The sequence below is a fragment of the Mycolicibacter nonchromogenicus genome, from assembly GCF_002101775.1.
Taxonomy (GTDB): domain Bacteria; phylum Actinomycetota; class Actinomycetes; order Mycobacteriales; family Mycobacteriaceae; genus Mycobacterium; species Mycobacterium nonchromogenicum.
Genome location: NZ_LQPI01000026.1, coordinates 41,141 through 60,957 on the forward strand (window position 1 = coordinate 41,141; position 19,817 = coordinate 60,957).

A 19,817-nucleotide genomic window follows, 5' to 3' on the forward strand; every position below is an offset into this window, starting at 1 on the left:
CGTGGCTGAATCTGTGGGAACCACGGCAGATTTGGCTATCGCGGCAGCCTCAGAGCCGCACCACACTGGCGGCAGTTCGCCAGGGTGTCGCCGCGCCGCGCTGGAGCCCGGCGATCGACTGGAAGGAGGACAGCGATGCGATTAGTAGTCGCCCTGACCGGAGCAACCGGCGCCGCCTTGGGCATCCGACTATTGGAAACGCTGGGCGAGTTGGGGATGGAGACGCACCTGATCCTCAGCGAGTGGGCACGGGCAACGATCAAGATCGAGACCGATGCCACCGTGGCCGAGGTCCGCGCCCTGGCGACCCACAGCTACAGCGCCAGGGATCTCGCAGCGAGTATTTCCAGCGGGTCGTTTCGCACCGATGGAATGGTGGTGTGCCCGTGCAGCATGAAGACGTTGAGCGCTATCCGAATCGGCTTCAGCGACAACCTGATCACGCGTGCCGCTGATGTCACGCTCAAAGAGCGACGCAAGCTGATCCTGGTCACCCGGGAGGCGCCGCTGAGTGAGATACACCTGGAGAACATGCACTACCTGGCGCGTGCCGGCGCGGTGATCTTCCCGCCGACCGTCGCCTATTACGGACGGCCAAGCTCCATCGACGAGGTGACCGACTACGTGGTGGGCCGCGTCATCGACCAACTGGGAATCGAGCACTCAATGATCGACCGGTGGAAAGATGATCAACGCCCGGGTCCGGATCGTGACGCGGCCAACCGCCAAGCCGACGAGTCGACACCTCCGCTGACGGTCGTGAGGCGAGCGAAATGACATCCACCACAGGACTTCCCGATCTCACCAACAGCGCCGAACCAGACAACGCCGGACCGGATCTGCGCAGTTGGCTCGCCACCCTGGAGGCTGCAGACCAGTTGCGCCGTGTCACCGTTCCCGTCGACTGGAACGAGGAGATCGGCGCGATCACCCGGGCCAACCTTTCTCTGGGCGGGCCCGCATTGCTGTTCGAGAACATCGTCGGCCACACCAGCACCCGATGCACCAAGCTCGTGACGTCGGCGCTTGGGAGCCGACGCCAGATCCGGCTCATGCTGGGGCTGCCCGAGGACACCAGCGATTCGCGGATCGTCGCGCACCTTCGCGAGGCGTTCAAGAATCCCATTCCACCGCGGGTGGTCGAGACCGGTCCGGTCAGGGAGAACATCGTCGAAGGCGCCGACATCAACCTGCATGAGCTGCCGGTGCCCAAGTGGCACGGTGAAGACGGCGGCCGCTACATCGACACCTACTGCGGTGTGGTCACCCAGGACAAGGCCACGGGCCGCGACAACATCGGCCTGTACCGGGGCATGATCGTGGGCCGCGACAAGATCGCCAAACTCCTGGTTCCGAGCCAGGGCTGGGGTGGCCATATGGCCGAATACAAACCGGAGCCGATGCCGGTTGCCGTCGTCTACGGCTGGCACGACGTGCTGCCGTTCTGCGCCGGCAGTCCGTTCCCGAAGAGCGTCTGCGAATGGGACATGATGGGCGCCTTACTCGGTCGCCCGGTGGATCTGGTCGCCTGCGAGTCGGTTCCCCTGCACGTGCCGGCATCGGCCGAGATCGTGGTCGAAGGATACATCGATCCCGACCCCGCAAACTTCGTCATGGAGGGCCCGTTCGCGGAGTACCCCGGATTCATCGGCGATGCCGCACCCGCGCCCGTCTTGCGGGTCACGCGTATCACCCACCGCAATGATCCGCTGTTACGCGGCACCCTCGAGGGCATCCGGCCCGGAATGCTGAACGAGGACAGCATCATCAACTTCGCACGATCGGCGATCACCTGGAACGCGCTCGACGATCTCGGGATCGGTGGCATCACCGACCTATGGATGACGGAGGTCACCAACGGTCAGAACACCCTGGTACAGATCCAAAAGCGCTACCGGGGCCATCCGCAACAGATCGCCGCGGCGTTGTGGGGCACCGGCGGTGCGGTGTGGTTCCACAAGAATGTCGTGGTCGTCGAAGAGGACATCGATGTGCATGACCCGGCAGCGCTGGACTGGGCCATGTCGTACCGAGTCAACGCCGGACTGGGCGATATCGCCTTCTTCGGGCCGGGATTCGGGTCCTCATTGGATCCGTCGACTCCGCCGGAACGCAACGACGCCAACAAGTACGGCGCGGGCGAATGGACCCGGGTGCTCGTCGATGCCACTCGTAGCTGGGAGATCGAGCCCCGCGACGCGTGGGGCAAGCGCCGGTTCCCACCGACCGACCGGCTCGCTCCGGAACTGGAGGCCCGAATCGCAGCCCGGTGGGCAGAGTATGGGATCGGTATTCCCTACCTCGACGAAGCGGGCCGCGAAATGCTGACCCTGGAGAAGCTGAGCAGACGGTTTCCGGCGGTGTAAGACCGTGGCGCATTCCCGATACCACCGGCCGAACAGCCTCAGCGGACCGTCGTGCGGAACCGATCCCGGTAGGCCTTCGGCGACACGCCCAAGTGGTCGGTGAACACCCGGCGCAGTGTTTCCGCGCTGCCGAAACCTGCTCGGTGCGCGGATTCGGTGACGCTGTGGCCGGCGTCGAGCGCGGCGCGGGCGGCATCGATACGCACCGTCTCGACATAGCGGGCCGGGGTGGTCCCGAGTTCGGACTGAAACAGCCGGGTCAGTTGCCGGCTGCTCAACGCGGCGCGCCTGGCCAGAGCGTTCACGCTGTGGTCGTCGGCCGGGTCGGCCGCGATCGCGTCGGTGACCTTGCGCAGCGCAGACTCCGGGGGCGGATCCGCCTCGACCAGCGTGGAGAATTGTGACTGTCCGCCTGCGCGTTTCAGATAGACCACCAGCCATCGCGCCACCTCGCGAACCAGCTTGCCGCCGTGATCCAATTCGACCAACGCCAATGCGAGGTCGATACCTGCTGACACGCCGGCCGAGGTGTAGACATCGCCGTCACGGATGAAGATGGCGTCCGGCTCGACCGCGATGTCGGGAAATGCCCGCGCCAGCAACCTGGCCTCGTGCCAGTGGGTGGTGGCACGACGGCCGCTGAGCACACCGGCCTGGGCCAGGATGAAAGACCCGGTGCAGATGGAGGCCAAGCGTCGGGTTCGGCCGGCAACCGACCTGACGGCGTCGACAAGTGCTGGATCGATGGGGCGCCGGGGCAGATAGTCGCCGCCGGCGACCAGGACGGTGTCGGCGGAAACGATGTCGGCAAGACGGTCGGTGACACCCAGCCGGGCGCCGATCGAGGTCGTCACATCGCGGCCGTCCACCGAGGCGAACTTGACCACGTAATCCGCGCCAAACCGATTGGCTTCGACGAAGACTTCTGCTGCCCCGGCGACATCGAGCATCGTCACCTCGTCGAAGACGACGATCACCACCAGCCGTGAGCCGGCACCGGGATCAGTCACGCAGCCATTATGTCGCCTTCCCCGGTGTACAGGCGGCGAGAGCCGACGAGCCCGGAGCTCCCGAGCAGGCGGCTAGCCGCGGATGCCCGCAATGGTGTCGGCCAGTGTTTCCCGGGGGGTTCGGAACACGATGCCGAAATCGCGTTCGGCAGGGGCGTCATCGGATTCGGGCATCTGGGTGTAGTACTGCATGCCCGCCTCGGTGACCGGAACCGAGAACGGCAGCGCCCGCTCGACTTGATCCAAGAAGCGGCCCGCCCAGCGCAGGGCGACATCGGGTACCGGCAGGGCGACCATGGGAGAACCCGACAACTCCTGAAGCAGGTTCGCCAACTCGCCCGGCGGCACCCGCCGGCCTCCGGCCATGTACCGGCGCGGCCCACGGCCCGGCTCCAGCAGCGCCAGGTGCAGTGCCGCGAGGTCACGAACGTCGATCACCAGCCAGGCACTGCCACGCCCGGGAATGACGTGCATCTGCAGCGCCGCCCGCACACCTTCGCCGGCCTCCCCCAACCGGTCTCCGACCGGCGGCCCGAGCACCATGCCCGGATAGGTGATGTTGACCGGGGCGCCGGCGTCCTGCAGTCCGCGCGCGTAGAGGTCTTCGCGGGCTTTCGACCGGCCGTAGCCGTCGGTGCCCCCAGCCACCGGCAGGTCCGCGCGCAACATCGTCAGTCCCGGGTGAAACAGCGCGGTGAAGCTGGAGACGTGAATGATCGGGTCCAGCCCCAACTCAACCGCCCCGCCGAGCACGTGGTGGGCACCGGCCGAGTTCGTGGACAACATCTGCTCCGTCTGGCGCGGATCGGTGGCCACCACCGCAGCAGCGTGGACGACCGCGTCGCAGCCGCGCAGCGCCTCGCGCACCGAGTCCGCGTCGGTGATGTCACCGACGACGTAGTCGGACACATCGACGCCGAGGCGCGCCACGCTGCTGTGCAGGCCCGCCGGGTTGCGGACCAGGAACCGCGGCCGGTGCCCGGCATCGGCGATCGCTTTGGCGGTCCAGCCCCCGACGAATCCGGTTCCACCGGTGATCAGTACGCGCATGGAGTCCATCTGCCCATACTGCTGAGGCCGGTGGCGTTCCGTCCGGTTTTGGGCTAAGTGCGCCGGGGCAGCGCAGCACCGATCAGCGGGGCGATTTTGTCGGCCATGTAGGCGTGACCGGCGTCGGTGGGGTGTACCCCGTCCGGGCCGATCAGGTCGGGCATGCCGACGAACCACCGCTCCGCGAGCGGGTCGACGAACTCCGCATCGACGAGGCGTGCCTGGATGGCGAGCAGATCGCGGATCCGCCACACGTTGCCCGGGACCTCGGCGGTGGGCCACGGCGGCCCGATCACCAGCATCCGCGCCCCCGGCGCGGTACGGCGGGCCAAGCCCAGGGTGTCGCCGATCAGCCGGCTCAACTCCCCCGGGTCGACGTCCTGGTCGTTGCGCGAGCCGAAGAACACCACCAGGGCGTCGTCGGGTTGCACCACGCGGCGGGTCAGGTCGCCGAACAGGGAGCCGTGGTTGCCGGGCACGCCGTACCCCGCACCGCCCTCGGCCGCCACGTCGGCGCTGACATAGACCCCGCGGCCGGCCAGGTTCTGCCATGCCCGCTCGGTCCAGTTCGCCGCACCGCGGCCGGTGTCCTCGTATCCGGAGGTGTAGGAGTCACCGATCACCGCGATCCGATTCGGGGAGGCACTCAGCGGCACCGTTTCGTAGTGGCGCGGCGTCTCGTGATCGCGTGCGAGGTAACCGGTTCCCGCGACCACCGCGACGACACCGGTCACCATCGCCACGGCGAACGTCAGCACCCGACTCACGGCTACTTCCTCCCCAGCTTCAGCGCAGACTAGCCGGAACCGCGACCTTGGCTTCGGCGAGGACGGCGTCGTCCGAGTCGTGCGAATCGTTCTCGTCATCCGGGTTGTCCGGCTCCGGCGGTTCCACCGCCAGGGGATCTTCGGCCGGTGTCACCTGGGCGGATTCCGGCCGGGCACCGATCATCCTGCGCATCCAGTGCCGCCCGGGTTCTTCCACAGCGTGGAACAGCAGCATCGACAACAGTGTCGCCGCCACCAGCAGGCCGCACACCATCCATTTGGCCTCGGTCGCACCCTCGTCGAGCACGATATCGAACTGCTTGGCGGCCCAGTTCCACGACGTGTGCACCAATTCATGGACCATGTACAGGCAGAACGAGATCTGCCCGCCGTAGACCATCGCGCGCGTGGACAGCAGCGCGGGAAGGCTGCCGATGCCGATCGCCAGGGCCATCACCAGCGGCACGAACAGCACATCGACCAGGCCGCCGCTGTCGTAGAGCCCGGAGATCGGATGGCTGTCGAAGTAATACAGGATCGCGACCATGGCGGCGATGATCAGCGCCGAGCAATACCCGGCGGCGCGGCGGGCCGAGTCGGTCGGGCTGATCTTGCGTACCGCGGCGCAGGCCAGCGCGCCCGCGGTGAACTGCATGACGATGCGCGGCAACCAGCTCCACGGGCTGTAGAACTCGCCCGTCGCCAGCAACAGCAGCAGCGGCGGGAGCGAGGCGATGATCGCCAGTATCGCCAGCCCGCGCGCGGAGGTGACCCGCATCATCCGGTAGACCGCCAGCACCAGCACGCCGAATAAGAGGTACGCCAGCCACTCGGCGCTGATCGACCAGGCCGGCCCGTCCCAGCTCGTCCCGTCGAAGAACGGCTCGAACCACAACTGCACCAGCAGGACCTGCCGCACGTAGCTGATCGCGGTGAACCGGCTGAGATCCTCGGTCGGGACGTGGCCGACGTGCAGGGTGAAGATCACCCACAGCAGCGCCAGGTGCATGGTCACCAGGTAGATCGGCCAGACCCGGGCGAGGCGCAGCCACAGGAAGTGCACGGTGGCGCGCACGGAGAACGTCTCCCCCATGCGCTCCAAGTAGTTCCAGGTCAGCACGAAGCCGCTGAGGATGAAGAACAGGTCGACGCCCTGGGCGCCGCGGTCGAGCACCGGGGCAAGCGTGTCGCTGAGCTGCGGGGACGCCAGTTGCAGCAGGGGCCGGAAGTGAAACAGCACCACCCAGACAGCGGCGATGATGCGAAGCCCGGTCAGTGCCTTGATCTCTCCGCTGCGCACAACACTCTTTCGCCGGTGGGCATCGCATGTCCTGACTGCCTCGGGTGCGGGCCCACCGAGACGGCCCGGCGATCGGCAGCCGCAGCCCGGTGGCCGGCAGCCCTCGCAGACTAACAGCGGGACTGTCCCGGGTGAAGTAATCGACCGGGCACGTCGGCGACCCAACCGAAGTGCCGTTGTGAATACTGTAGCGATGCCAGAGGACTATCAGGTTGGGCGCGGAATCGCCGACATCACCGGCGAGGCGGCCGAGTGCGGAATGCTCGGCTACGGCGTGGCCTCGCAACAGACCGACGGCCTGCACAACCGGCTGCGCGCGCGGGCATTCGTCATCGTCGATCCGGCCGCCGGAACCCGGCTGCTGCTGGTGGTCTGTGAGATTCCGCTGCTGCTGGAAAGCGTGCACCGCGAGGTGCTCGCACGTCTGGCCGCGACCTATGGCGAGCTGTACACGTTCGGCAACGTGATGTTGACGGCGACGCACACCCATTGCGGCCCGGGCGGCTACTCCGACCACCGGCTCTACAACTCCAACACCAAGGGGTTCCGGCCTCAGACCTTCAACGCGATCGTCGACGGGATCTGCGAAGCCGTCGAGCGAGCGCACGCCGACCTCGCTCCCGCCCAGCTGAGCCTGGCCGTGGGCCGGTTGCACGATGCCAGCTGCAACCGCTCGCCGTCGTCGTTCGCCCGCAACCCGGAGGCCGAGCGCGCTCACTTCCCGGACAAGATCGATCCGCAGACCACCCTGCTGCGTATCGAACGCGAAGGCCGGCTGGTCGGGGCGGTGAACTGGTTTGCCACCCACGGCACGTCCATGACCAACCGCAACACCTTGATCAGTGGCGACAACAAGGGTTACGCCGCCTACCTGTGCGAGCGCCGGGACCATGGCGTCGACTACCTGGCCGCGGAGCCACCGGACTTCATCGCGGCCTTCGCTCAGACCAACTCCGGGGACATGTCGCCCAATATCGGTCAGCGGCCCGGCAGCGGACCCACCGACGACGAATTCGAGAACACCCGGATCATCGGGTCCCGCCAAGCCGTGGCGGCCACCGAACTGACCCTGGGGCACGGCACCGCGGTCACCGGGGGCCTCGACGCCCGCGCCACCTATGTCGACCTGACCGATTTCGAGGTGCGGCCCGAATTCACCGGCGACGGCCGGGCCCATCGCACCGGCCCCGCGATCGCGGGCGCCTCCTGCCTGGCCGGCACCGACGAAGGTGCCGGTCCGGCGTACCCGGTGTTCAAGCAGGGCCGCAACCGGTTCTTCGACAGCCTGATCGCCAACACGGTGTACCGCCTCTCCCCCCGCCTGCGTGACGCGCAGGCGCCCAAGGGAGCGGTGGGTCCCGGCATCCGGCTGAACAAGGCCCTGTCGATGCTGATGCCCGAAGGCGGCCCGGTGCAATTGCTGCGCATCGGGCAGCTCTACCTGATCGGCATTCCCGCCGAAGTGACCATCGTGGCGGGACTGCGGTTGCGCCGCACGGTGGCGCAGATCGTCGGGGCCGAACTGCGCGACGTGTTGGTGGCCGGCTACAGCAACGGCTACCTGCACTACGTGACCACGCCGGAGGAATACGACGAGCAGCGCTACGAGGGTGGCAGCACCCTGTTCGGGCGCTGGGAGCTGCCGGCCCTGCAGCAGGTGGTGTCCGAGCTGGCCACCGCGATGCGCGACCAACGGCCGGCGCCGCCGGGCACGCGTCCCGCTGAACCGTCCCGTCTGCGGCGTTCCCGGCACCGGACGAAGCCGGATGCGCTGGCCGCCGGCCGGCGGTACGGCGATGTCTTGGAAGCCCCGCTGCCCGCGTACCAGCCGGGCGCCACGGTGTCGGCGGTTTTCGCCGGCGCGTACCCGAACAATGACCTGCATCGCGGTGGCACCTATGTGCGGGTGGAGCACCAAACGGATGGCCGGTGGCGCACCGTGGCCGACGACGGGGACTGGTCGACGACCTTCCGCTGGCGACGGGTCGGCCGGCGCGGGTCCACCGTCACGGTCACCTGGGCCGTTCCCGAAGACACCGCTGCGGGGCGATACCGGCTCCGCTATGACGGCGATGCCCGGGATCGAGACGGGCGGATCAGCGCGTTCAGCGGGGCGACCGAGCCGTTCGATATCTCACCAAAGCGTTAATCGGTCGCCCATGTGGCCTTAACTTCGCCGCATAACGTCGGAAACATCGAGGTCGGCGCAGCTGCCGACGGCGGTCGACGCGGAAGGCGGGGGCTGGAATGGCAATCGAGACCACCACACGGGGCACAGCACAGATCAACCCGGTCGTCGAGTGCGGCGGGGCACAGATTCGGGCGCACTACCGTCACCTTGCGACGGTGATCGCGATCCGGGGGCGCATCGACTCCACCAACGTGGACCAGCTCAGTGAACACGCCCGGCGCTTCGTGCTCGCCAAGGAGCCGCTGGTGCTCGACCTGAGCGGGGTCACCTCGTTCGCCGCCGCCGGCATCTGGTTGCTGTGCGTCCTGGACGGCGACTGCCGTGCCGCGGGAGTGGAGTGGACCCTCATCGAGAGCGCGTCGGTGCATGAACTGCTGGGCGACTTCGACGAGGACGCCATGTTCCCGACATCGCGGTCGGTGGAGCAGGCGCTGCACGCTCGTGCCGACGGCAACGACCAGCGCCGTCAACTGCTGCTGCCGCTGTTCCAGAAGTCGGCCTGAGATAGGTCGAGGACTCGCCACCGTACTGCGTTGGTGGCCGCTGGCCGGCGTGTTGGCGACGCTGGCGCTCGGTTGGGCGGTGGGACGCGGCTCGACACCGATCGACGACTGGTTCAGCCACGCGACCGGCACCGTTCTCGGCGAGCAGCCCCGGTGGCTACTGACCTTCACCAGCGGCTGGCTGATGCTGGCGGTGACGGTGGTGTGCCTGGTGGTGGCCTTATCGCGCAGGCAGTGGGCGCTGGCGACCGCGGTCCTGGCCTGCCCGTTCGCCGTCACCGCCGTCACCGTGGTGCTCAAGCACCTCTTCGATCGGCGTAACGGGCCCTACCTCGAATACCCCAGCGGCCATACCGCGCTGTTGGTCGCGGTGCTGGGAATGATGGTTCTGGTGGCCGGCTCGGCACTGGCCCGGATCTGGGCTCTGGCCGCGGCGATTCTGCTGAGCCTGCTGGGCATTCTCGGTCTGGTGGGCTGCGGCTACCACTACGTCACCGACACCGTGGGCGCGGTCATGCTCGCCACCGCGCTGGTGTCGGCGACGGCTCGGTTAACGTCTGCGTGTGATCGTGCTGCTGCCCCCGTCGGAGACCAAACGCACCGGCGGCGACGGGCCCCCGCTGCGCCTGGAGACACTGAGCTCCCCACAACTCACGGGCCTGAGGGCGGAACTGGTCGACGAGCTGGTGGAGCTGGCCGCTGATCCAGAGGTCAGCCGCAGCGCACTGGGCTTGTCGGCGTCCCAAGACGCTGAGATCGAGCGCAACGCCGCATTGCGCACCGCTGCCACGACTCCGGCAATTCAGCGCTACACCGGAGTGTTGTATGACGCGCTGGACGTCGACTCGCTGCGCGGCGCCGCAGCCGCCCGGGCCGGCGCACGATTGGCCGTCGGCTCCGCCCTGTTCGGCATGCTGCGGGCAACGGATCCCATACCGGCATACCGCCTCTCGGCGTCAGCCAAGCTGCCCGGAAAGCCGGGATTGGCCAAGCGCTGGCGCCCCGTGCTGGAGCCGGTGCTGGCCGAGATCGCCTCGGCCGAACTGATCGTCGACCTGCGGTCCGGGTCCTATGCGGCACTGGCCGGGATCCCGGGTTCCGTCCGTGTCGATGTGGTTGCCGAGCACCCCGACGGGCGACGAATCTCGGTGAGTCACTTCAACAAAGCGCACAAGGGGCGACTGGCACGGGCCCTGGCCAGCACCAGGGCCGAACCTGATGATGCCGCCGCGGTGGCCGCCATCGCCCGGCGGGCCGGCATGCGGGTGGAACGCGACGACCGCCGACTGACGATTGTGGTTGCCGCCTGACAGGCCACAATGGGCAGATGCGGAGTCTGCCGAGGGTGATTGTTGCTGCGTTGCTGCTCGCCGGGGCCTCCGGCACTGCGTCCGCGGCCCCGGGAGCGGAGGTGCCCCCGCTGTCGGAGCAGGCGCGGGCCGCCGGGTTCGTCGACGTGCGGACCGTGGTGCCGGACGCCATCATCGACCTGCGCTATGCCACCGCGAACAACTTCGTGGGTGAACAGCTCTACCCGTCGAACGCTCGGTGTCTGGTGCACGAGTCGCTGGCGCCGGGTTTGGCGACGGCGGCCGCCGCGCTGCGCAGCCGAGGCCGACTATTGGTGTTCTGGGACTGCTACCGGCCCCACAACGTGCAGGTGCGCATGTTCGAGGTGGTGCCGAACCCGAACTGGGTGGCCCGTCCGGGCTCGTTGGCCCGCAGCCACGAGACCGGGCGCTCGGTCGACGTGACGACCGCCGACGCCTATGGGCGATTGTCGGAGATGGGCACCGGATTCGATGACTTCTCGCCGACGGCAATGGCATTCGCCGAGGGGATCAGCGCCCGCGCCACGGCCGAGCGCGCCGCGCTGCGCGACGCGATGAGTGCCGGCGGCCTGGCCTACTACGCCGGGGAATGGTGGCATTTCAACGGGCCGGGCGCCGACGTGGGGCGCCCGATCCTGGACGTGCCGGTCAACTAGGCGGCGCCGCCAGGTGCCGTTCCACCGATTCGACCTTGGTGTTCATCGCGTCGACCGCGCCATCTCGCCAGTCGGCCTTGATCACGGTGCTGACCCGGGGTGAACGCGCGGCAACCGCTTCCACCGCCCGTTGCACCACGCCCATCGCTTCGGCCCAGCTGTCGCTTTCGATCACGGTGAACATGGAATCGGTGCGATTGGGCAGGCCCGACTCCCGAACGACCCGGACCGCCTCCGCGACGATCTCGCCGACTCCCTCCCCCACGCCGAGCGGCGTTACCGAGAACGCAACCAAGACCGACACGTGACTCACCCCTCCCGGAAGGCACACGGCCAGCCTACTTAGCATCGTGGCCGTGCGAGTTCTTCTCCAGCGTGTCTCATCGGCCCGCGTCACGGTCGACGGTCAGACGGTCGGCGCGATCGAACCGGACGGCCAGGGCCTGCTGGCACTCGTCGGCGTGACCCACAGCGACGATGCCGCCAAGGCCCAACGACTCGCCGAAAAGCTTTGGCAGTTACGCATTCTCGACGATCAGAAATCGGCAGCGGATGTGGGTGCGCCGATTCTGGTGGTCAGCCAGTTCACGCTCTACGCCGACACCGCCAAGGGGCGGCGGCCATCGTGGAATGCCGCGGCGCCGGGTCCGGTCGCCGAACCTCTGGTCGCCGAGTTCGCCGAGGCATTGCGAAAGTTGGGCGCACAGGTGGCGACCGGGCAGTTCGGGGCGCATATGCAGGTGGAGTTGGTCAACGACGGCCCGGTGACGGTGCTGCTCGAGATCTGAGCCGAAATCCGGGCCGTGGACGCTACGGTGGCCGGATGAACACAGCTGCCAAGATCCGTTGCGGAGTGTATGCCGTCAGCGCCGTCGCTGCGCTTGTCGCCACCTGGAGTCAGAATCTGGCCTACGACGGATCCGCCTTCCTTTCCCAGTTCCTGCCGGACACCGCGGTGACAGCGGCGTCACGCTCGATCACCGCGGACATCCTGATGCTCTCGGTGCCGGTGACGGTGCTGATGGTCTCCGAGGCCCGCAAACACAATGTGCGGTTCGTCTGGGCCTATGTCTTCGGCGCGTTCGTCACGGCGATCAGCTTCACGTTCCCGCTGTTTCTGATTGCCCGGGAACGGCGAATGGCCGCCGAAAGTGCCTCGGCGCCCGGGCTGGGCGCGGTTGATGTGGCGCTGCTGGCGGTGGCCACACTGGTGCCGATCGTCGGCACCCTGTGGGTCGTCACCCAGTAGGTGCCGCCCGCGATTCCCTCACTGTCTTCTTAGTAGGCCACTCCCCGAGGCCCGTTTTTGTCGGTGCATCGAACTAGTGTTCGATATATGAGCAGAGGTGCGGTCGCCGATCGAGACACCATCCTGGGGTGTCTGGCGACGATCGAGGCCGCCACCGAGCAGCTGCAGGCGTGTTCGTATGACGCACTGAGCGTCGAGGAACTGCTGTCGGTGCTGGCGCGGCGTGAGCAGCTGGCGTGGCGGGCGCCGGTGGTCGAGCACCGGATCCTGGCCCGCCTGGTCGCCGAAGGCGATCCCGGCGCGTTGGGGGCCGGTTCCTTGGCGAAAGCGCTGGCCGAAAGGTTACGGATCAGCAGCGCCGCCGCCCGGCGAAGGCTTTCTGAGGCAGCCGAATTGGGTCCACGCACCTCGGTGACCGGTGAGCCGTTGGAGCCGCTGCTGCCGGCCCTGTCGGCGGCCCAGGCCGAGGGACGAGTGGGTCCTGAACACGTGGCGATCGCCCGCAAAGCCCACGCATCGATTCCCGGTACCGTCCCCGCCCCCGATCGTGAACGCGCCGAAGGCCATCTCGCGGTGCTGGCCGGCGAGTACGGGCCAGAGACCTTCCAACGGTTGGCCGATCACGTGGTCGCAGTGCTGAACCCGGACGGCGATTTTTCCGATCGCGAACGCCAGGCCCGGCGTGGACTGCGCCTGGGGCGCCAAGACTTCGATGCGATGAGCTCGTTGAGTGGGCGCATCACCCCGGAGCTGCGTGCCACCCTCGAGCCCATCCTGGCCAAGCTGGCGGCGCCCGGAATGTGCAACGCGGCCGACGAAAGCCCGTGCGTGGACGGCACCGCCAGCGAAGACCAGATCCGCCATGACGATCGCAGCCCGGCGCAACGCAACCACGACGCGCTGCTGGCCGCCGGCCGTGCCGTGCTCGCCGCCAAGAGTCTCGGCCAGCTCAACGGGCTGCCGGCCACCGTCATCGTCACCACGACATTGGCGGAGTTAGAGGCTGCGGCCGGACGCGAGCCCGGCGGCGATGCCGCCGCCACCGGCAAAGCGCTCACCGCGGGCGGCACCCTGTTGCCGATGCCCGACCTGCTGCGCATGGCTGAACACGCCTACCACTACCTGGCCTTGTTCGACGGTCGTGGCCGGGCGTTGTGGCTGGGCCGCAGCAAACGCATCGCATCGGCGGATCAACGCATCGTGCTGCACGCCCGCGACCGTGGCTGTACTCGTCCCGGCTGTGCGGTTTCGGGTTATCTCACTCAAGCCCATCACCTGGAGCGGGACTGGGCCGATGACGGGCTCACCGACATCGACACCCTGGCCCTGGCGTGTGCCCCCGACAATCGCATGGCCAGCCAACACAATTGGCGCACCACACTCGGCGGTACCGGACGGGTCGAATGGATCCCTCCCCCGGCCCTCGAACGCGGCCAACCACGCGTCAATCCGTATCACTTCATCGAGAACTTCATCGACCGTCACATTCGGCCTGCTCCGCCGGGCGATCCACCCGAGGACTGGGCCTGGCGCGATGACTAACGGAGGTCCGGTGGCGCGGACAACTGGGCGGCTGAGACCGGCGACAGCTCGGCGCCCACCAGGCTGCGGTGCCACCAGGCCCCGTCGCGTCGCCGCTCAGCCGGTGTGGTGAAGCGGTACTCGTAGAGCAGGATCCGCACATAGTGCGGTGGGCGGTCCGGAAACGGGTTGTGGCGCAACAGACGTAACGTGTCGCGCTCGTTGTTCAGCAGCCGCTGCAGCAGGGCGTCACGCCACGGCAATCCATACCGCGGCGAGAGCGCGGCGAACCACATCAGCCAGTCCAGCCGCAGATGATAGGGAGCCCACTGACGCGGGAGCCGATCCACCGCGCCGGGTTTGCCTTTGAACTCATACTCGCGCCACACCGTCTGATCGGTGAGTTCCGTCGCCGCCGTTCCCTCGATCACCAGCTCCCGACGGGAGCGACCGACCGTCCCGAACGCGCCGTAGCTGTTGACCAGATGAAGCGGATTGAAGCTGATATTCATGCGCTGATTGCGCGACGCCATATTGCGCACCGGCCAGTAGCTCAGTGTCACAACCGTCGCCGTGAGCACCAGCACCAGGGCGGTAAACCACGTCGGAGCGTGCGCCATGTCAGGCGGTTGCAGGCCCGAACCCATTCCGATCAGCCAGGACTGGTCCAGAGCGCCGGCGGCCAGGACAATCGTGATCCAGTTCAGCCAGGCGAAGTTGCCGGAGGCGACTAGCCACAGCTGGGTGATGATGATGATCCCGGCGGCCACACCGGCGACGGGCTGCGGCGCGAACAACCCGAACGGCACCACCAGTTGGGCGATGTGGTTGCCCGCCGCCTCAATTCGGTGCAACGGTTTGGGCAGGTGGTGGAAGAACCAGCTCAGCGGCCCCGGCATCGGCTGGGTCTCGTGGTGGTAGTAGAGGCAGGTCAGGTCCCGCCAGCAGGAATCGCCGCGCAACTTGATCAGACCCGCGCCGAACTCGATGCGGAAGAGCAGCCAGCGCGACAACCACATGACCAGTACTGGCGGTGCGATGCGGTCGTTGCCCAGAAAGACGGCCAGCAGCCCGGCCTCCAGCAGAATCGATTCCCAGCCGAACGCGTACCAGGTCTGGCCGACGTTGACGATCGACAAATACAGCGCCCACAGCAGCAGCCAGATCGCCATGGCCGTCCACAGCGGCACCAGCTCTCCGGCGCCCACCACCAGAGCCGCGGCCAACCCCGCACCCAGCCAGCACACGCAGGCGAAGAAGCGATCCGAGTAGTGCAGATGAAAGATGCTGGGCGTCAGTCGAAACGGGCGGCGCCGCACATAATGGGACACCGGCGTCATACCGTTCTCGCCGATCAGCGCGCGGAACTGCATCGCTGCGGCGACGAAGGCGATGACGTAGACGGCCGCGATCCCGCGTTCCAGGAGCAGCCGTCCCAGCCAGTACCCGGAACCGTCCGACCACGCCCACTGTGTGTTCACACCCGCAACTCCTCGGTGTGTTCATACCACCGGCGAGGGCAGGAATCAGCCGGTTGACAGCGCCCGGTACAGCAGATGCATGGCCACCGTCGTCGAGCGCTCGCGGATGTCGGCCCGCTCCCCCGGCAATCGGGTGGTCCGCGTGGTCAGCCGACCCTCCCCCAGCGCCACACAGAAGCAGACCGTGCCCACCGGCTTGTCCGGCGTTCCGCCACCGGGTCCGGCGATGCCGGTGATCGCCACCGCGGTGTCGGCGCCGAAGCGGCGCAACGCTCCCGCCGCCATCGCCTCGGCCACCGGCTCGGACACCGCGCCGTGCTCGGCGATCAGTGCCGGGTCGACGCCGAGCAACTCGATCTTCGCCTCATTGGAGTAGGACACCACCCCACCGGCCAAGTAGTTCGAGGCGCCCGGCGGGTCGGCCAGCCGGCCTGCCAGCAGGCCCGCGGTGCAGGATTCGGCGGTCGCGATCTGGCGACCGGCCAGCGACGCCGCCACCAGATCGTCGATCTGCGAACCGTCCTCGGAGAAGATGGCCCGCGCGTGGCGCTCACGCAGCAACTCCAGCAGCTGCTCGTAGGCGGCTGCGGCGTCGGGTTCATACCGCGTGACGATCTCCAGTTCGCCGCGCCGCAGGCAGGTGGTGATCTCCAGCCGGTGGAAGTCACCGATGGTCTGTTGCGCGTGCCGCAGCGTGTCGGCCAGGCCGGATTCGGGCAGGCCGAACATCCGGACCATCTGCTGCTCGTAGTGCGTCCGGCCGGCCAGCGCGTCTTGGACCGCAGCCGTTGCTATTGCCTTGTGCCACATCGGCTGCAGCTCGCGAGGCGGCCCCGGCAGCACCACGACCGTCGGTGTCCCCGGCACCACGACACCGGGCGCGGTGCCGACCGGGTCCAAGATGGTCGCTCCGGCCGGAACCATCGCCTGCTTGCGGTTGGCCGCCCGGACCGTCGCGAAGTCCGGCGCTCCCGGGCCGGTGTAGCGCGCCATCATCGGTTTGAGGATCTCGGCGATCCGGGCTTCCAGCTTGTCGTCGAGCACGACGTCCCGGCCGCAGAACCTGGCGACGGTCTCGACCGTCAGGTCGTCAGCCGTCGGTCCCAGGCCGCCGCTGGTGATGATCAGGTCAACACCCTCGGCGGCCAGGAACCGCAGCTGACTCTCGATGTCCCTGGGCCGGTCGCCACAGATCGTGATGTGCGCCAACTCGACTCCCAGTTCCAGAAGTCGATCGGCCAACCATGGTCCGTTCCGGTCGGTCACACGTCCGGTGAGTACCTCGGTACCGGTGACGACGATTCCTGCGCGTGCGCTCACCGGTCCGAGATTACGCAGTGACTACGCAGTCAGTGTCAGGGCAAGCCCGGAATCAGCATGACCTCCATCGGCGTAACCGGGGCGGTCGGCAGGTATCCGCTGGGCGCGACGGCCGCCGGTGCAGCCACGGGTGCGCCACCGAAGTTCGGCAACGGGAACGGCAGCATCGAGCTCAGGCTGGCCGGAAGATTCCCCAAGCCGGGCAGGCCGGTGGCCGAGGCCTGCTGCTGGGGCGCCGTGTTCAGCGCAGGCGGCACGTTGAGGGTTGCGGTGGCCAGCGGCGCCTGACCCGGTGCGGCGGGCGGAGCCAACATGGTGCCGCTGATCGCCGACGTGGTGGTCTGCAGCAACTGCTGCGGGATGCTCGTCGAGGACGCGACCATCTGCTCGACGACGCCGGCGAGCCCGGGGTTGATGGGCGCCACGTCGGCGCTCGCGACGGCACTGGACGCCAGTGCGCCCAGGAACAGACCAGCAGCGGCACCGGCCGCGACGGTCAGGTACTTACGGATTCGTGACATGGCTTCTCCCCAATCCCAAAAACTACAAGGTCGGGACCGAAGTTAGCCCTGTGAAAACTGATGCCTGTGTGACACGAGGGGCGTTTATGCAACCGTTGCGAACCGGAGCCGCAGCAGTTACCGCACCCGCGTCAGCGGGCCAACCAGCTCTGAAGCTTCGCGGGTTCGGTGGTGTAGGCCAACAGGATGGCGTCCTCGTAGCGAGCGCCGCCGTTCATGGTGGTGTTGTCGCGCCAGATCGCGTGAACCTGGTAAATCCCGCGCCCGTAGACGTCGACACGCTCACGCCGTGTCCGCTGCCAGCCCTGCTGCTCTGCCTTTTCCGACAGCGATTCCCGTGCGTCGGTCGCGGTGGTCTTAATGGTCATGAAGCAGACCCTCTTTTCCCATAGGCCAAACACGCTATCAGCTGCCCCGATACATCCTGGTCTGGCGCGGCGCGGGAGCACCGCGACGCGCCGGTCGCCGACGTAACATCGACGGCGATGACAGCCGTGCCCAACGATCCGATCGCCGACGTGGCGGGGACCGAATCGGGCGCGCGAATCGGGGCGTTCTTCGACTTGGACGGCACGCTGGTCTCCGGGTTCACCGCCACCGCACACGCCGGCGACCGGATTCGCCGCCGCCAGGCCCGCGCAGGTGAGGTGTTCGGCGTCGTCGAGGCCGCCGTGCGGTATCACCTGGGGCGGATGCAGTTCGAACGGTTGCTGGCCCGGGCGGCGGGCTACCTGCGCGGCGAGTCCATCAGCGAGCTCAACGACGTGGGCGCACGGCTGTTCGCCGACCACATCGCCGGCCGGATCTACCCGCACATGCACGACATCGTGCGGGCGCATCAGCAGCGCGGCCACACCGTGGTGCTCAGCTCCTCGGCACTGACCATCCACGCCGAGCCGGTGGCCCGTTTCCTGGACATCGGGCAGGTGCTGTGCAACCGGTTCGAACTGGACGACCGGGGCATCCTCACCGGTGACATCGTCCGGCCCGTGGTGTGGGGCGCACAGAAGGCGGCCACCGTGCAGGACTTCTGCGCCGCGAACGGGGTGGATCTCGACCAGAGCTTCTTCTACGCCGACGGGGACGAGGACGCCGCGCTGATGGCGCTGGTGGGCCGGCCCCGGCCGGTCAATCCCCGGCCCCGGCTGGCGGCGCTGGCCGCCGAGCACGGGTGGCCGGTGCTGCGCATCGACGACCCGGGCCGCGCCGGCGAGCGCTCCTGGCGCCGCGTGGCCGGCTTCGGGGTGGCGGTGCTGCGCGCAGTTTCCACCCGCTGAGCCAGCCGATGATCCGGGCACGATTGCCGGTAGTGTTAGGTTTCACCAGCCCACCTGGGGCCGACTGGTCTCTGGATGCCGAATCTGGTAGTTAATTAGAACACGTTTCACTTGGATTCCCCGCCCTCCGAAGGAGTAGGTCATGCACACTCCCCTCTGCGACGAACTCGGCATCGAGTTCCCGATCTTCGCTTTTACGCACTGTCGCGACGTGGTCGTCGCCGTGAGTAAGGCCGGCGGTTTCGGGGTGCTGGGCGCGGTGGGCTTCACGCCGGAACAGCTGGAGATCGAGCTGAAGTGGATCGACGAGAACATCGGCGACCACCCGTACGGCGTCGACATCGTCATCCCGAACAAGTACGAGGGCATGGACTCCGGGCAGTCGGCCGAGGAACTGGCCGAATCGCTGCGCAAGCTGGTGCCCCAGGAGCACCTCGACTTCGGCAAGAAGCTCCTCGCCGACCACGGCGTGCCCGTCGAGGGTGCTGACGCGGACAGCCTGCAGCTGCTCGGCTGGACCGAGGCGACCGCCACCCCGCAGGTCGAGGTCGCGCTGCAGCACCCGAAGGTGACCCTGATCGCCAACGCGCTCGGGACTCCCCCGGCGGACATGATCAAGCACATCCATGAGTCGGGCCGCAAGGTCGCCGCGCTGTGCGGCTCCGCACGGCAGGCGCAGAAGCACGCCGCGGCCGGCGTGGACATCATCATCGCCCAGGGCGGCGAGGCCGGCGGACACTGCGGCGACGTGGGATCGATCGTGCTGTGGCCCGAGGTCGTCAAGGCGGTCGCACCGCTTCCGGTGCTGGCGGCGGGCGGCATCGGCAGCGGCCAGCAGATCGCCGCGGCCCTGGCACTGGGCGCGCAGGGCGCCTGGACCGGTTCGCAGTGGCTGATGGTCGAAGAGTCCTCGAACACCGAGGCCCAGCACGCGGCCTACATCAAGGCCGGCAGCCGCGACACCGTGCGCAGCCGCTCCTTCACCGGTAAGCCGGCCCGGATGCTGCGCAACGACTGGACCGAGGCCTGGGAAGCTCCGGAGAACCCGAAGCCGCTGGGCATGCCGCTGCAGTACATGGTCTCCGGCATGGCCGTGCGGGCTACGAACAAGTACCCGAACGAGAGCGTCGACGTCGCCTTCAACCCGGTCGGCCAGGTTGTCGGCCAGTTCACCAAGGTGGAGAAGACCGCGACCGTCATCGAGCGGTGGATTCAGGAGTACCTGGAGGCCACCAGCACGCTGGAAGCCCTCAACGAGGCGTCGGGCGTCTGAT

Annotated in this window: 21 protein-coding genes; 12 read left to right on the forward strand and 9 right to left on the reverse strand. The window is 67.9% G+C overall.

Going from position 1 to position 19,817, the window contains the following annotated elements:
* The first annotated feature begins 84 nt into the window (after positions 1 to 84).
* Together AWC18_RS03755 and AWC18_RS03760 are read left to right on the forward strand one after the other, a co-directional pair.
* Positions 85 to 777 carry a UbiX family flavin prenyltransferase gene (locus AWC18_RS03755; protein ID WP_526022688.1) on the forward strand — a complete coding sequence of 231 codons (693 nt, stop codon included), beginning with the start codon at positions 85 to 87 and terminating at the stop codon, positions 775 to 777.
* A complete protein-coding gene (locus AWC18_RS03760; RefSeq protein WP_085137709.1) occupies positions 774 to 2,366 on the forward strand; it encodes a UbiD family decarboxylase in 1,593 nt (530 codons plus the stop codon). Before AWC18_RS03755 ends, AWC18_RS03760 begins: the two co-directional genes overlap by 4 nt.
* 38 nt (positions 2,367 to 2,404) lie before the next feature.
* Here AWC18_RS03760 and AWC18_RS03765 read toward each other — a convergent pair whose 3' ends face one another.
* The 4 genes from AWC18_RS03765 to AWC18_RS03780 all read right to left on the reverse strand — a co-directional run bounded on the left by AWC18_RS03765 (position 2,405) and on the right by AWC18_RS03780 (position 6,493).
* Positions 2,405 to 3,376, reverse strand: coding sequence for a GlxA family transcriptional regulator (locus tag AWC18_RS03765; RefSeq protein ID WP_272937682.1), 972 nt, complete (start codon positions 3,374 to 3,376; stop codon positions 2,405 to 2,407).
* Positions 3,377 to 3,448: 72 nt separating this feature from the next.
* Positions 3,449 to 4,426 carry an NAD-dependent epimerase/dehydratase family protein gene (locus tag AWC18_RS03770; RefSeq protein ID WP_085137779.1) on the reverse strand — a complete coding sequence of 326 codons (978 nt, stop codon included), beginning with the start codon at positions 4,424 to 4,426 and terminating at the stop codon, positions 3,449 to 3,451.
* A 53-nt stretch (positions 4,427 to 4,479) separates the two neighbouring features.
* Positions 4,480 to 5,193, reverse strand: a complete 714-nt coding sequence (locus tag AWC18_RS03775; RefSeq protein ID WP_085137711.1) for an Rv0518 family GDSL lipase — start codon at positions 5,191 to 5,193, stop codon at positions 4,480 to 4,482.
* Between the two features lie 19 nt (positions 5,194 to 5,212).
* A complete protein-coding gene (locus AWC18_RS03780; protein WP_085137713.1) occupies positions 5,213 to 6,493 on the reverse strand; it encodes an acyltransferase family protein in 1,281 nt (426 codons plus the stop codon).
* Between the two features lie 193 nt (positions 6,494 to 6,686).
* On the opposite strand from AWC18_RS03780, the gene AWC18_RS03785 reads away from it, so the two are divergent.
* The 5 genes from AWC18_RS03785 to AWC18_RS03805 all read left to right on the forward strand — a co-directional run bounded on the left by AWC18_RS03785 (position 6,687) and on the right by AWC18_RS03805 (position 11,174).
* Positions 6,687 to 8,642, forward strand: a complete 1,956-nt coding sequence (locus AWC18_RS03785) for a neutral/alkaline ceramidase (protein ID WP_085137715.1) — start codon at positions 6,687 to 6,689, stop codon at positions 8,640 to 8,642.
* A gap of 98 nt (positions 8,643 to 8,740) precedes the next feature.
* Positions 8,741 to 9,187: an STAS domain-containing protein gene (locus tag AWC18_RS03790; RefSeq protein ID WP_085137717.1), complete on the forward strand. Its 447-nt coding sequence runs from the start codon at positions 8,741 to 8,743 to the stop codon at positions 9,185 to 9,187.
* Between the two features lie 49 nt (positions 9,188 to 9,236).
* Positions 9,237 to 9,890, forward strand: coding sequence for a phosphatase PAP2 family protein (locus tag AWC18_RS03795; RefSeq protein ID WP_234806414.1), 654 nt, complete (start codon positions 9,237 to 9,239; stop codon positions 9,888 to 9,890).
* Positions 9,808 to 10,497, forward strand: a complete 690-nt coding sequence (yaaA, locus tag AWC18_RS03800; protein ID WP_234806418.1) for a peroxide stress protein YaaA — start codon at positions 9,808 to 9,810, stop codon at positions 10,495 to 10,497. Before AWC18_RS03795 ends, yaaA begins: the two co-directional genes overlap by 83 nt.
* A 17-nt stretch (positions 10,498 to 10,514) precedes the next feature.
* Entirely contained in the window at positions 10,515 to 11,174 is a 660-nt protein-coding gene (locus AWC18_RS03805) for a M15 family metallopeptidase (protein ID WP_085137721.1), read from the forward strand.
* On the opposite strand, the gene AWC18_RS03810 is transcribed toward AWC18_RS03805, so the two are convergent.
* Positions 11,167 to 11,478, reverse strand: a complete 312-nt coding sequence (locus tag AWC18_RS03810) for an MTH1187 family thiamine-binding protein (protein WP_064996670.1) — start codon at positions 11,476 to 11,478, stop codon at positions 11,167 to 11,169. The genes AWC18_RS03805 and AWC18_RS03810 overlap by 8 nt on opposite strands.
* Positions 11,479 to 11,530: 52 nt before the next feature.
* Here AWC18_RS03810 and dtd point away from each other — a divergent pair, with 52 nt between their 5' ends.
* From dtd to AWC18_RS03825, 3 genes are all read left to right on the forward strand, one after another.
* On the forward strand, positions 11,531 to 11,962 hold the full coding sequence (dtd, locus tag AWC18_RS03815) for a D-aminoacyl-tRNA deacylase (protein ID WP_085137723.1): 432 nt from the start codon (positions 11,531 to 11,533) through the stop codon (positions 11,960 to 11,962).
* 35 nt (positions 11,963 to 11,997) lie between these two features.
* Positions 11,998 to 12,423, forward strand: a complete 426-nt coding sequence (locus tag AWC18_RS03820; protein ID WP_085137725.1) for a DUF2834 domain-containing protein — start codon at positions 11,998 to 12,000, stop codon at positions 12,421 to 12,423.
* A gap of 87 nt (positions 12,424 to 12,510) precedes the next feature.
* On the forward strand, positions 12,511 to 13,965 hold the full coding sequence (locus AWC18_RS03825) for an HNH endonuclease signature motif containing protein (protein ID WP_085137727.1): 1,455 nt from the start codon (positions 12,511 to 12,513) through the stop codon (positions 13,963 to 13,965).
* Here AWC18_RS03825 and AWC18_RS03830 read toward each other — a convergent pair.
* The 4 genes from AWC18_RS03830 to AWC18_RS03845 all read right to left on the reverse strand — a co-directional run bounded on the left by AWC18_RS03830 (position 13,962) and on the right by AWC18_RS03845 (position 17,634).
* Complete coding sequence (locus AWC18_RS03830; RefSeq protein WP_085137729.1) at positions 13,962 to 15,425, reverse strand: lipase maturation factor family protein; 1,464 nt, start codon at positions 15,423 to 15,425, stop codon at positions 13,962 to 13,964. The genes AWC18_RS03825 and AWC18_RS03830 overlap by 4 nt on opposite strands.
* Before the next feature lie 45 nt (positions 15,426 to 15,470).
* Complete coding sequence (locus AWC18_RS03835; RefSeq protein ID WP_085137731.1) at positions 15,471 to 16,745, reverse strand: competence/damage-inducible protein A; 1,275 nt, start codon at positions 16,743 to 16,745, stop codon at positions 15,471 to 15,473.
* A 35-nt stretch (positions 16,746 to 16,780) separates the two neighbouring features.
* Entirely contained in the window at positions 16,781 to 17,266 is a 486-nt protein-coding gene (locus AWC18_RS03840; RefSeq protein WP_085137733.1) for a hypothetical protein, read from the reverse strand.
* Positions 17,267 to 17,397: 131 nt separating this feature from the next.
* Positions 17,398 to 17,634, reverse strand: coding sequence for a hypothetical protein (locus AWC18_RS03845; RefSeq protein ID WP_085137735.1), 237 nt, complete (start codon positions 17,632 to 17,634; stop codon positions 17,398 to 17,400).
* 117 nt (positions 17,635 to 17,751) lie between these two features.
* Here AWC18_RS03845 and AWC18_RS03850 point away from each other — a divergent pair, with 117 nt between their 5' ends.
* Positions 17,752 to 18,543, forward strand: a complete 792-nt coding sequence (locus AWC18_RS03850; protein WP_085137737.1) for an HAD family hydrolase — start codon at positions 17,752 to 17,754, stop codon at positions 18,541 to 18,543.
* Between the two features lie 142 nt (positions 18,544 to 18,685).
* Positions 18,686 to 19,816: a nitronate monooxygenase gene (locus AWC18_RS03855; RefSeq protein ID WP_064996679.1), complete on the forward strand. Its 1,131-nt coding sequence runs from the start codon at positions 18,686 to 18,688 to the stop codon at positions 19,814 to 19,816.
* Position 19,817: the final 1 nt, after the last annotated feature.

Coding starts and splice junctions, on each gene's coding strand:
- AWC18_RS03825 (WP_085137727.1), top strand. CDS start 12,511: ATGAGCAGAGGTGCGGTCGCCGATCGAGACACCATCCTGGGGTGTCTG.
- AWC18_RS03845 (WP_085137735.1), bottom strand. CDS start 17,634: ATGACCATTAAGACCACCGCGACCGACGCACGGGAATCGCTGTCGGAA.
- AWC18_RS03840 (WP_085137733.1), bottom strand. CDS start 17,266: ATGTCACGAATCCGTAAGTACCTGACCGTCGCGGCCGGTGCCGCTGCT.
- AWC18_RS03785 (WP_085137715.1), top strand. CDS start 6,687: ATGCCAGAGGACTATCAGGTTGGGCGCGGAATCGCCGACATCACCGGC.
- AWC18_RS03760 (WP_085137709.1), top strand. CDS start 774: ATGACATCCACCACAGGACTTCCCGATCTCACCAACAGCGCCGAACCA.
- AWC18_RS03805 (WP_085137721.1), top strand. CDS start 10,515: ATGCGGAGTCTGCCGAGGGTGATTGTTGCTGCGTTGCTGCTCGCCGGG.
- AWC18_RS03790 (WP_085137717.1), top strand. CDS start 8,741: ATGGCAATCGAGACCACCACACGGGGCACAGCACAGATCAACCCGGTC.
- AWC18_RS03850 (WP_085137737.1), top strand. CDS start 17,752: ATGACAGCCGTGCCCAACGATCCGATCGCCGACGTGGCGGGGACCGAA.
- AWC18_RS03770 (WP_085137779.1), bottom strand. CDS start 4,426: ATGCGCGTACTGATCACCGGTGGAACCGGATTCGTCGGGGGCTGGACC.
- AWC18_RS03855 (WP_064996679.1), top strand. CDS start 18,686: ATGCACACTCCCCTCTGCGACGAACTCGGCATCGAGTTCCCGATCTTC.
- AWC18_RS03820 (WP_085137725.1), top strand. CDS start 11,998: ATGAACACAGCTGCCAAGATCCGTTGCGGAGTGTATGCCGTCAGCGCC.